At 50.5% G+C, this 11,821-nt stretch carries 14 protein-coding genes and 1 pseudogene; 2 read left to right on the top strand and 13 right to left on the bottom strand.

The window, feature by feature from the left end; translation table 11 throughout:
• Together AC6R1O_RS14785 and AC6R1O_RS14780 are read right to left on the bottom strand one after the other, a co-directional pair.
• A pseudogene (locus AC6R1O_RS14785) lies at positions 1-158 on the bottom strand (LysO family transporter); the annotation flags it as partial.
• Between the two features lie 20 nt (positions 159-178).
• Positions 179-1,099 carry an HDOD domain-containing protein gene (locus AC6R1O_RS14780; protein ID WP_500626146.1) on the bottom strand — a complete coding sequence of 307 codons (921 nt, stop codon included), beginning with the start codon at positions 1,097-1,099 and terminating at the stop codon, positions 179-181.
• Between the two features lie 374 nt (positions 1,100-1,473).
• Between AC6R1O_RS14780 and AC6R1O_RS14775 the strand changes: the two genes are divergently transcribed.
• A complete protein-coding gene (locus AC6R1O_RS14775; protein WP_487901165.1) occupies positions 1,474-2,061 on the top strand; it encodes a TfoX/Sxy family DNA transformation protein in 588 nt (195 codons plus the stop codon).
• A 122-nt stretch (positions 2,062-2,183) separates the two neighbouring features.
• Here the strand turns inward: AC6R1O_RS14775 and AC6R1O_RS14770 are convergent, their stop codons facing one another.
• Entirely contained in the window at positions 2,184-2,630 is a 447-nt protein-coding gene (locus tag AC6R1O_RS14770) for an META domain-containing protein (protein ID WP_500633771.1), read from the bottom strand.
• Between the two features lie 171 nt (positions 2,631-2,801).
• Here AC6R1O_RS14770 and AC6R1O_RS14765 point away from each other — a divergent pair, with 171 nt between their 5' ends.
• Positions 2,802-3,050, top strand: a complete 249-nt coding sequence (locus AC6R1O_RS14765) for a DUF1289 domain-containing protein (protein WP_500628533.1) — start codon at positions 2,802-2,804, stop codon at positions 3,048-3,050.
• Here the strand turns inward: AC6R1O_RS14765 and AC6R1O_RS14760 are convergent.
• From AC6R1O_RS14760 to AC6R1O_RS14715, 10 genes are all read right to left on the bottom strand, one after another.
• A complete protein-coding gene (locus AC6R1O_RS14760; RefSeq protein WP_500626149.1) occupies positions 3,042-3,263 on the bottom strand; it encodes a hypothetical protein in 222 nt (73 codons plus the stop codon). The genes AC6R1O_RS14765 and AC6R1O_RS14760 overlap by 9 nt on opposite strands.
• A 298-nt stretch (positions 3,264-3,561) precedes the next feature.
• A complete protein-coding gene (locus tag AC6R1O_RS14755) occupies positions 3,562-3,960 on the bottom strand; it encodes a GspS/AspS pilotin family protein (RefSeq protein ID WP_500657290.1) in 399 nt (132 codons plus the stop codon).
• Between the two features lie 5 nt (positions 3,961-3,965).
• Entirely contained in the window at positions 3,966-4,262 is a 297-nt protein-coding gene (locus AC6R1O_RS14750) for a YciI family protein (protein ID WP_500628535.1), read from the bottom strand.
• A gap of 90 nt (positions 4,263-4,352) precedes the next feature.
• Complete coding sequence (gene yciA, locus AC6R1O_RS14745) at positions 4,353-4,748, bottom strand: acyl-CoA thioester hydrolase YciA (RefSeq protein ID WP_334552465.1); 396 nt, start codon at positions 4,746-4,748, stop codon at positions 4,353-4,355.
• A gap of 95 nt (positions 4,749-4,843) precedes the next feature.
• The gene (locus tag AC6R1O_RS14740) at positions 4,844-5,392 is read right to left on the bottom strand and encodes a septation protein A (RefSeq protein ID WP_500626151.1); all 549 of its coding nucleotides are present in this window, start codon (positions 5,390-5,392) and stop codon (positions 4,844-4,846) included.
• Between the two features lie 87 nt (positions 5,393-5,479).
• Positions 5,480-5,707, bottom strand: a complete 228-nt coding sequence (locus tag AC6R1O_RS14735) for a hypothetical protein (protein WP_334552463.1) — start codon at positions 5,705-5,707, stop codon at positions 5,480-5,482.
• A gap of 188 nt (positions 5,708-5,895) precedes the next feature.
• Positions 5,896-6,582, bottom strand: coding sequence for a DNA-3-methyladenine glycosylase I (locus AC6R1O_RS14730; protein ID WP_500630381.1), 687 nt, complete (start codon positions 6,580-6,582; stop codon positions 5,896-5,898).
• A gap of 45 nt (positions 6,583-6,627) precedes the next feature.
• A complete protein-coding gene (locus AC6R1O_RS14725) occupies positions 6,628-9,447 on the bottom strand; it encodes an Hsp70 family protein (protein WP_500657289.1) in 2,820 nt (939 codons plus the stop codon).
• Between the two features lie 74 nt (positions 9,448-9,521).
• Positions 9,522-11,393 (bottom strand): Hsp70 family protein, encoded by a 1,872-nt coding sequence (locus AC6R1O_RS14720; protein WP_500657288.1) that lies wholly within the window; start codon positions 11,391-11,393, stop codon positions 9,522-9,524.
• The coding region (locus tag AC6R1O_RS14715; protein WP_500657287.1) for a DUF2760 domain-containing protein at positions 11,393-11,821 on the bottom strand (429 nt) is incomplete at its 5' end. The genes AC6R1O_RS14720 and AC6R1O_RS14715, both read right to left, overlap by 1 nt.

Raw genomic sequence — 11,821 nt, 5'->3', positions numbered from 1 at the left:
TTATCCAGCGCTGCTAAGCTCAGCCCCATCAGACTTAATATGACGTAAATCAGATTGGACGTAGTGGTATTAATGGTTTGCAGTCGAGCAGGATTAGAAATAGAAATGAAATACCCCACAAAAAGTGGGGTAAAAATAAACAACATCCCTGAGAACATGGTACTTCCTGTGTTGAACTTTATAAGCCGCTGGCGTTCATCAATTCGCCTATTTGAGTATTGAACTCACTATCACTCATATTAGTCAACTTGTACAGTATATCTGCGCCGGTAATATCAAATTCGACCACATGTTCATCTAGGTTTTCATCTTGCCTGCGGAACATTAATATATGATTGGCCATTCTCGCTACATCGAGATAACTCACGGCATGAGTCACTTGAGCGATTTTATGATTAGCTGAGACTTCGAGGAAGTCGTTGTCAAACCCCCAAGTCTCGAGCACCAATTTACTGGCATTGGCGCACTGGTTGTCGAAAATCTGAAATGCGATCTGCTCGTTAAGGTAGTTGCCTTGCTCAAGGTAGTGATGGTACTCATTTACGATGCAGAACAGGCCAATGTCTGCAAGCAAACCGGCCAGAAGTGCTTTGTCGCTCTCTAAGTGGGCGTAGTAGTTTTCGCCTGATTCCTGAAAGCCTTTAACGACCATGACCATAGTCGCGGCTAATTCACGGGAGTTGGCGGCGCTATTGACCAACATGCGCTTACAGTTTTTACTTAGGTTGACGTTGTGCTTGAGTTGTTCAATGGCTTGTGCAGTGACAATATCGCGAACGCGAAATATCCCTAAACGTGACACGGCGGTAACAATATCGGTGCACGTGATGTTACGCCGATTAAAGATCACAGAGTTGGCCACGCGGATAACCACAGCGGCAAGGCCTGGGTCTTCGAGTAGTGCGTCGGCGATATTGAGTACCGTTGTGGTGTCTGACGTACAGAGCTTCTGAATTTTGAGCACAACGTCTGGGATCGGAGGCAGAGCAATTTTGCGCGATTTGATCGCTTTTTCGATCATCTCAGAAAACTCAGATTCAATCCCTTGAATGAGGAGCTCTTTATTTTCTGGAAGCCAATAGAAAGATAAGTGGTTCATACGTTGTCATTATTTTTGTTCGCTCGTCACAGTTTACCGTTGATGCGTCTGGATTAGCAATTGCTGAACTGCGTTTTTCTATTGAACTGGGAGCGCGGTTTGTTTTCGCTGCGCAGTGATCTTGCACAAAAAGCGATGTTGCCCTCACTCTGAATAGCTTTTGACCACCCCAAAACCGATTATGCGCCTAGTTACATTTAAAAAATGTGAACTGGGCACGGACTTATTTTGCGTCGTTAACTATCATCTGATTAAGTGTCGTGAGTCAAACAAATACAAATATAGCTCTAACGTTTGATTGACACTCCTTTTTTCGCTTTCTTCTGCTGCTATCTGGTGATCACTACTAATCGGGGTTTTTAGATTAAGGATCAATGGATATGACAGAGCAATTGTTCATTCAATATATCGCTAAGTTTGGCGACTACTATAAGCGTGCAATGTTTGGCGGCGTAGGGCTGTTTAAAGATGACGCCATGTTCGTGCTGATCAGCGATAACACCATCTATTTGCGTGGTGGTTCATCACTTGACCAACGTCTCATGTCATTGGGCTGTGAAAAATACGTTCATGTGAAAAAGCAAACCACCGCGACGGTCAATTATTACGACATCACTGGATTGTTCGAGAGCGAGCACCCTCAGCTTGACCGATTAATTCATCGTTCACTCGACGGTGCGCTGGCGGCAAGAAAATTGAGATTGTCTCCCACCAATAAACGCTTGCGTGATTTGCCCAACATGCAATTGACGTTGGAGCGAATGGTGAAAAAAGCCGGCATCGATGATGTGGATACTTTCGTCAAGCTCGGCGCGCCGACGGTCTACGCCAAAGTGAAGAAAGCGTACGGCAGCGATGTGGATGTGAAACTGCTGTGGAAGTTTGCTGGCGCTATCGACGGCATTCATTGGAAACTCATTCAAGAGCCGCGCAAACAGCAACTGTTGGAGAGTTGCCGTTAGCGCATGATGCCTTGAAGAGCGGATAGCAGTCAGTTTCAGACATTAGCCAAACAAAACGCCCCTCCTAATTGGAGGGGCGTTCATGTATCTGCTGTTCAAACGATGTCTAGACCGACACTCGGTCAGTTTTTCCAGTCATTGAGCTTGAATGTGAGCGTATGCGCAGCCCCTTTTAACTCCAGTCCTTGGTTGGTGAGAGTCATTTCACTCCAATCCGACAGTGTTTGTGAGAAGGCTTGCTCAACTTGCATGGCGTCATCACCACACATCTTCATTGTCATCCCCATTTTTTCAATGCGGAACTGGTTGTCTTTTAACTCACCTTGACCAAAGAAGTTGTTACATCCAGCATGGCCGTTCGCTGTCATTTTCTCACCGATTTCAAGACGCGGTGTAGATTCACCTTCTTCAAGGCTGATGGCTTGACCGTCGATAGCGAGCAGTTCCCAGTTGTGGTGCTGAAGATCTTGCGTTGTTATTGGGGTAGGGGCGTCTTGACTGCTTGCACACGCTGTCACGACGAAGGGCAGTGCGGTTGCGGCAAATAGCGTTTTTAGACTAAGCTTCATGATATCAACTCCAAAAATCAAACGTGTCGCAAAACGCGACGGTGCTTGGCGAAAGTATAATGCAAACCAAGCGGTTAATGTCAGAAGTGAGTCATAGTTTAGCGGCGGTTGTTCACTATCTTTGCGATCAACAAGCCAAGTTGCAGCGGACAGAGTGAATTAAGGCGTACTATGGAGCAGCTCGAGTTTTTTCAAGTCCCCAGTCCTTGCGTTGGTGTGTGTACCGTGGACGAACGTGGCTATTGTCAGGGGTGCATGAGAAAGCGTGAGGAACGTTTCAACTGGTTGTCGATGTCGCCCGCTCAGCAGTTGCATGTGATCAAGCTCTGCCGTCAGCGCTACCTGCGAAAAATCAAGAAACAGGGCTCAGACGCATCACCACCTGAGCCTCCTGTCGATCCGCAACAATCGTTATTTTAGTCCCCACTGGTCACTCACCCAACCACCAGCATGTTCGTCAAAATGACAGCCGATAAAGCGTCGATTTGTCTCAGGGGAGGCATCGGCTTTGGGTTTTGCATCTAACATGTGCTGGATATGGTTCACCATGGGATCGCCGCTGTGTAAGCGTTCTTGCCGAGTTGCGACTTCTTTAATCAGTTGCAGACGGTACGAGTTACTAGCACGTTTCATTTGGGCGATCCTCCACGGTTATGACACTAATATGAAAAATTAGTTACTGGTTAAAAAAACGTCAATGCGCCGAAGGGATGAATCGAGGAAATTTCTCAAAAAAAATGTGTTTTAGAGTGGGTCAAAAGAGAGACATCATGAGGTAACCATCGGGAATAGTTAGCCTTCTGTTTCTCGCTTGAGTCTCCGTGATTGAAATAAAAAGTTCATAATTTATTTTGCTTAACGCAATCAACTTTTGGGTGAGGGGCAATCAAAAACGCCTTGCGATAAGCAAGGCGTTGGATAGGCGTTGTTGTTAGGATTGGCAACGCTGCGACGTAATCAATTCATCGATCATTAACTGACCGCGAGTATTACGAATCTTGATGCGATAACTCATTCCGACTTCCATATTGGCTTTGGTGTCTGGGTTAGTGCAGTAGACATTGATACTTTGGTTGAGCAGTTGTGAAGCGGGTTTTGCGCCTCGAGCATCCGTATTGTAGACCATCATGATTTCAATCGTCGTCCCACTTGCGCTTGCTCGCAAGATGGAGAGTGGCCCCGCCTCAATCGGCAGTTCGGCAGAGAGCACGCTCGCGCGGTTTTCTGCAAGCAATTCGAGGTTACGTTGCTTTTCCGCATTGGATGAACAGCCCGCGAGCGTCATTACCATTAGCCCGAGCAAAGCCGCCGAGCGGCGCAGGATAGCCATGACCACTAAAACACTTTTTTAAAGGGTTTAACGATAACAGACTGATAGACCCCAGCGGTAACGTAAGGGTCGGCATCCGCCCAGGATTGCGCTTGCTCTAAACTGTCAAATTCGGCGATGACGGTTGAACCTGTAAAACCAGCTTCACCTGGATTCTCTGAATCGATGGCAGGCATAGGGCCGGCGGTTAACAGGCGGCCTTCGTCTTGCAGCGCTTGCAAGCGTTCTAAATGCGCAGGACGGACACTTAAGCGTTTTTCGAGTGAATCTTCAACGTCTTGAGAAAAAATGACGTACCACATAGTCAAAATCCTTATCGTGTGGAATAGGGAATTAATGTACCTTAAGTGTGGCGAAAACGACGCGCCGACACTAACAATTTGTGAAGCGAATCATCGCTCTATTGCACGAGGTCGCCCTTCGCTATCAATCGCTACATAGTTGAATGTGGCATCACAGACCATGTATCTGTCTTCAACGCCGTGCTCTTTGACGGGCTTGACCCACACTTGCAAATCAATGCTCATCGAACTGCGGCCAATCTTTTTACATTCGCCGTAGCAGCAGACCACGTCACCGACGCGGACGGGCTTTTTAAAGGTAATGCTAGAGACCGAGACTGTCACAATTCGGCCACTGGAAATCTCTTTTGCTAGGATCCCACCAGCAAGGTCGAGTTGAGACATGATCCAACCGCCAAAAATATCACCGTTGGCGTTGGTGTCGGCTGGCATAGCTAACGTTCTTAGGAGCAGTTGGCCCTTTGGGGCATTGTAGGTGTTGTTCATATTTTGCGGACATCGACAAACAAAACAGCGACCGGGGAGGCCGCTGTTAAATTGGAAAGTCAACAGTTTAGCAAACTTTGCGCTGTGAAGTCAGCTTATGAGTTGCTGGTGTTTGACTCATCTTTAGGCATTTGTTTGTAGATGTAGACGCCTGTAAGCAGCGTAAAACCAAAGGTAGCCGCCAAAAGGCCGAACACCTTGAAGTTAACCCAGACGTCAAGCGGCAGCTCATAGGCGACGTAGATATTGAGTGCGGCGCAGAACGCAAAGAAGCCGACCCAAGCCCATGTGACTTTAGCCCACACGCTGTCGGGCAGAGTGATCTCTTTACCAAGCATGCCTTTGATCGCTGATTTACCCATGGCGTGGCTCACCGCGAGTCCAATCGCGAAAACGGCGTAGACAATCGTCACCTTCCACTTAATAAAATTGTCATCGTGCAGGAAGATGGTCATGCCCCCGAATACCGCAACCATCACAAAGGTGATCAACTGCATTTTCTCGACTTTTTTGTAGACGAAATAAGTAATGGCAATCTGGATAGCGGTCGCGACTATCAAAGCGCCGGTGGCAGCGTAGATGTCGACCATTTTATACAGCGCGAAAAAGATGATCAGCGGAATGAAGTCGAGCAATTGTTTCATATCTAAATTCTATGATTGGGTAAAATTGCCCTAAGTCTAACCAAATTCAAGCGTCGGACATAGGGCTTAGTGACAATCTGAAACAACTCAGTGGGGTAGCTGTCGTTTGAAGTCCTCTAAATAGCCCTCTTCGCGCAGGCTCTCAACCGTAAACAGCAACTCCTCGTCACTCATGGCAAAGCAGCTCGATTTACCGGTCATCACATTAAGGTACTCGTGATATTCGAGTTCGCTGTAGTGGCCGAATCGGTCTTGAACTAGGGTCTTAATACCGTGGTGGATTAAGCGATAATAGGTGTGGCGATGATGTTCCATAACAGACCTCGTTTTTCACTCTGGTCACAGTGTGGCTATGCCTCACTCAACCTTGTCTAGAACTAGTAGAGACGAAGCATAGAGAGTGCCAACTTGTCGATGAGGTCTATCTCTTTGAATTATAAGATGAGTGCCAGAGTGCATATGTCATAAAACTGGCACGTCTCAAATTGCGAACCAAATTGAGATTAAATTCGGTTGTCGCCGGTGCTGAATGCGATGATCTGACTGATTTGTGTGAGGCTGCGTCCGCTCTCTTGCTGCCATTGAGTGAATGCGTCACTGGCGGCCTGTAACGAGCGCTTAGTGTCTTTGCCACCTTCAATGATTTTGCATTGGCGCAAATAGGCTTCTACATCGCTGGAGAGAATGAAGGTGTCGACCCCCATTTGGCGCAGGGTGTAAGGACCAGTGTTGCCGCCTAGACGCTGCCCATGAGTTTTTAAGTACCCCCAAAGCTCGGTGATACGCTCACTTGGCCACTGCGCGACCATCTGACCAAACGAGCCGTGTTGCAATGAAGCCTCATAAATCATTTGTGCGTTGGCTTGTATCGATTTCACTTTCGCGTGATGGCGAATGATACGCGCATCCTCAGACTTGGCATCCCAATGCTCATCACCTAGCATCAATAGCCGTTCTATGTTGAACCCAAAGAAGACCTCTTCAAAGTTTGGCCACTTGTTGCGCACGACTTTCCAACTGATGCCACTTTGAAACACCTTCATGCTAAAGGCGGAAAGCCAACGATCGTTGGGTATCGCGGCGATTTCGTCACGAGAAAGCGGGTCAGAGAGCAGAGATTCCAACTGCGCGATGCCGCCTTTTCGCGCTGCTGCTCGCGCCTCAATGTGGGTGAATTTTTCAATCGTCATACCATGATTCCTTGTGTTTAGCGCTGGGCCAATGACGCTCAGCGATCACGATTTAATCAGCGTTAACCCGTGCGGCAGTGCGTCACCAAACACGCGTTTTGACTCCGTGTCTGACAGTTCGCTAACGTGCTCAACCAGTGTTATCCAAGCTTCAGGCAGCTTACTTTGTTTGAGTTTCGCGACGACCTCGGCGCGAAATTCGTCTGAGATGTCGATCTGGCGATCGCCGGTTTTACGGCACATCATCACGGCTGCAAAGGCCACCATGCGGTCTTGTTGCCACGGCTGGTCAAGCAAGGTGGGCAGCCATTGTTGAATCTGCTCCCGAGCAATCACATTGTGCGCACTGCCATAGAGCGGAGTACGGGAAGCAAGGCGGCCAAGCGCCCACCAGTGGGCATCGTTGAATTGGCTCTGATTGAGCGCTTTGCTTAAAAACCAGCTGGCCAGTAGCGTCTTATCTTCCACCTCTAAATGTTCCAAAGAGGCGGCCAGTCTCACCATCGACTCATACCCCATCTCTTGCGCGGTTTTGGCCGATTGCGGGTTTTTCATCGCACCGGGATGCAGGTACTTAGCAATATCGGCGAGCAGTTGCTCTTGCTGCTCTAGATTGAGTCCGCCAGCCACTCGGCGCCAGAACACCCACCAATCCGTCCAGCCTTGGTGATTTTTAAATTGAATCGCTTGCGAGTAGAGCCCCCACACTTGCTCGATCCGCCAATCATCGGTGACATCGCCAAAGCCGGGGCGTAGCGTATAGCCAGCCAAACGTAACCACTGTTTCTCGTGTGTTTCTGAGCGGCGGCGACGCTTTCTTCCTTGAGCCAAGGTGTCAAACAGCTGCCGAAGCGTGGTGAAGTCCCACTCATCGCGTTTGCCCAGTTGACGTTCAAGGGATTTACTCAAGGTGCGAATGTCCGCCTCCTCCGCACTTTTTTTATTCGCGCTGTAGAGTTTGCTGATCAGTGCTTGGCAGTGCGGTAAGTTCGGGTGCAGGCTGTGTGATTTCTGTTCTTCTTTTTGATGACGAACTTCAAATTCCACTGCCCACCGTTGCTGCTCGTCTGCGACGCTCACACACTCCATCTTCAATGTACCGACTTCGGTCAGTTGGCACGCCAGTTGAACTTCGACCCGCTCTTTTTGATTGGCGTGCAACTGTGCCCCTTGACTGTCCAGTGTCACGACATAAGGAGGCAAAGGCGAAAGCTTGTCAGGGTCAACGTCAACCATCACTCCATTTTGCAACGCTTGATCGTCGCGAATGCGATCATGGGTTGAAGTCAGAAGATTGAAGCGTACCGGCTCGCCAAGAGTCAGGGAAAAGCGACGTCCTGTGAGTCGGATTTCCTGGCCTTCCTCTGAGCCCTTGGCCAATAAGCACAGTGCATGGCCCAAACGTTGTTTGTCTGGTAAATGGAGGAAATAGGAACGTGCGACTCCGCCGCCGATCTTAAGTTGTGCACCGCGGCGCGCTTTACCAAATGCCACGGCGCCCAGCGCCACTGCCCAATCGGGGTGTGGGTTGTCCAGCAGTCGGACAGGCTCGCCTCGCCATTGGCTAAGCAGCGTCTCTAATCGTTCGCTGATAAGTTCACTGTTAAAAACACCGCCATTGAGTAGCAAGCCAACCGGGACGACCGGCGTGTTGTCTGGTGCTGTGCTGGATGTGTGCTTGAGTGCGTCAAGAGCGACACTTTGATGTTGCTGCAAGAAAGCGGCGACATGTTTACTCACTGCAGGATCGGAAACATAGGGCAGGCCGAACTCGACGACAGCGCTGCGGCGTTTGTCTGGGCCCTCGTTGATGTCACTGAGTGGAAAAAAACCTTCCAGCGCAATTTGGTGTACTTCATCTTTGCCAAGCGCCACACTTTTAGTGCCGCCAAGCAGCTTAGAGCCACTGCCTAGCATGGTGATTTTGACATCATTGGGCGCTTGGCGACTCAGCAACTGCTCTTTGGCGCTGCGCGTCTGCTGAATTAATTTGGACAGCGACGCCGCATTGAGTTTTTTACCGCTGTTTAGACGCTGCTCCGCCAAATGGGCTAGGGCGAGATCGAGGTTATCTCCGCCGAGCATCAAGTGCTCGCCCACACCAATGCGGTTTAATGTCAGCGCATGGTCGTCACTGACTTGTGCGGAGATTAAACTCAAATCCGTGGTGCCACCACCGACATCACAGACGAGAATCAAAGGTACGTTCGATAGCGCGTCGGCGGCGTTTTCTTTATGACGTGCATACCAGTCATAGCAGACCGCTTGCGGCTCTTCGAGGAGTACCACCTTGTCTAACCCTGCGAGTTCGGCGGCTTCGAGAGTCAATTTCCGCGCAGTTTCATCAAAGGAGGCCGGTACGGTGATCACCACATCTTGCGCTTCAAGCGGGTCACTCGGATGGCGGTGATTCCAAGCTTGACGTATATGATTGAGGTAACTGGCGCTGGCAATTAAGGGGGACACTTTGGTGACGTCATTGGCGCCCGCCCAAGGTAATATGTCAGAGCGGCGGTCGACGCCTTGATGAGAGAGCCAGCTTTTAGCGCTGGCCACTTGGCGACCTTCCACTTTCGCGCCAAGCTCACGCGCCCATTCGCCAATAATGACCTGATCCATATCGCCAGAGACTGGCTGATGTTCCCATGGTAACGTCAAATCGCGCTCGCCAATCTGCGCCTTCGCGGGATGATAGCGAAAAGAGGGCAGCAGCGGTTTACGCACCACCTCACCGGGACCAATCAACTGGTCTATATCGAACAGCGCCACTGGGGAGGCGTTGAGATCCGCGGTGATCTCACAATACGCCACCACAGTATTGGTGGTGCCAAGATCGATACCCACTAAATAACGAGCCGTGGTCATGTTGAAAACCTTTTCAATGTGCAGATAGGTTGAAATCAGAGTAAAAACGGCATCCAAGGGATGCCGTTATGGGATTATTCTTCGCGTACGTCAAATTCAACGTGCCATTTTTGGCCGTTATCATTGGCAATGGCTTCAAGGTACAAAGTACCGAGCTCAGTGACCCGTGAAGAGAGGGTGACGGGCACCACTTCGCCTTCTCTACGACCTTCAGAGACGGGCAGCGTGACCTGAATCTCCGGCAGCTCTTCGAGCTCATCGGGCCCCCAATGGTCAAGGTGAGTACCGGCCAGATCGTCTCGACGCACGGTAGAACCGAAGAACTGGAAGTTGACCGGCTGGCCAATGATCAAACCAAAGGCTTGGCTAGGTACATCCACGCTTGAGCCTTCTTCCATACCAAAAGGTGCCACACACAGTGCTTCCATCGGCGGTGCCATCCCTGGTATAGCTGGCATGGCACTTTCGATACCGACATAAAAGCTTGAGGCGATACCACCGCGAATACGCACGCCTTGACCACGACGCACTGCGCCATAGTAGGCTGCGCCGCTGGCAACCGCCAGATCAAGGTCGACACCGGTTAATCGCTTGGCCGCAGGGGCATTGGCCTCAGTGAGCCAATTATTGAGTGTGCTCTCAAGACGTTCAGCCAAAAGAGGCGACTTCAATACACCACCGTTGAACAGCAGCGCCGTAGGTTTGATAAAGCTGAGCGGAGCAGGGGCCATACCCGGAATACCAGCAAATGGCATGGCACTCTCTGACTCATGTTGGCCACTTTGTGCGCCTGCTTGTTTGACGAGAAAAGCCGCAATGTGACGAGTGATACCCGCATCTTGGGCGTACGGCAGACCCATTTGGGTCAATGCGCCGCGCGCACGTTGAACCGGGTGCTCATCAATCCCTACTTGCGGGAAGAAGCCATCCACCAGTGTTTGCTGCACTTCTTGCTGAGTGAGTTCTGTTTTGAGTGTCGCGCCCAATAGTTTTGAGCCTCGACTCGGCACGACAATCGGCATGCTCGCCAGATCCGCATCGTTGAGCAACGCTTCTTTCGCATCACGACAGGCGTGAGTCATGGCTTGAACTTGCCAAGGTTGCAGCTCTTTGCCTTCTTGGGCAAGTTTCATCTTTAATCGATAGGCGAGGGCCAGATCCATGTTGTCACCGCCGAGGAGGATATGCTCGCCCACCGCGATGCGGTTTAGCGCGAGGTTACCCTCTTCTTCGGTCACTTCAACCAGAGACAAATCCGTGGTACCGCCGCCAATATCGACCACCAGAACCACATCACCGACTTCGACTTCATCACGCCAAGCGTCTTGGCTGTTGTCTATCCAGTTGTAGAGCGCCGCTTGAGGCTCCTCAAGCAGTGTGAGGTGTGTGAGGCCCACATGACGCGCCGCTTCCGCCGTTAAATCGCGCGCGGCAGGGTCAAACGAGGCGGGCACCGTTAAGGTTACGTCTTGCTCTTCTAGCGGGTACTGAGGATGGCGATGATTCCACGCCGCTTTGAGGTGCTCAAGGTAGAGCTCAGTCGCACGCAAAGGCGAGACTTTCTCGACCTCTTCTGGGCTACCTGCGGGCAAAAACGCGTCGCGACGGTTTACGCCGCCGTGACAAAGCCAAGATTTGGCACTGGCCACTAAGCGAATCGGGGTTTTGGCACCGAGGTTACGAGCAATAGCACCAACCAAGGCTTTAGGTTCTGAAGACCAAGGAAGAACGCGCGCAGCAGGGTTCATCTCATGCTCATGGGGCTGATAGAGAAACGAACCCAGTTGAGTATGGGATTCTACCGTGCCCGGGGCAGTCAATTGTGGAATGGCCATCACCTCGACACGCGCGTCTTCGATGCGCGTATCAACAAACGACATGACACAGTGAGTCGTGCCTAAGTCAATACCGACACTAAAGGTCGGTGCGTTTGTTGTCTGTTCCATTACAGCTCCACCTCTGCTGGCGCAATGATCGACGCATCATAGTGATCCGCCAACTTAGGCAGCGTCATCGCGCTGGCTTTCCAGCCTTTGTGGACCAAAGTGCCATGGAACGGCGCTTGGCCGGTCACGTTGCCCGTTAGACGAACCTTTTGCGGATCAAAGCCGTCTTCCACAGTAATACGGCTCTCTTCCTCTTCTTGACGAATCGGCTCAAGCGTCACGTACTCTGTGAGTACTTTTTGCCCGCCGCTATGAATGACGCGCGCAGCAGCGCCAACTTCTTCATCAGAAAATGCACTGACGTCTTCTTTGAGGAAGTCAATTAAACGCGCTTCTTGTTGTAACAATGAAAGCAACTGCATCGCGGAATCGGTTGACGCCGTGGCCAAGGTGCTGTTCATGCCACCTGTTGAGTAGTGATTAACCTT

This window comes from Vibrio sp. R11-SG3-ISO3-SZ, from assembly GCF_059834345.1.
This window is presented reverse-complemented; position numbering and strand designations above follow the sequence as displayed.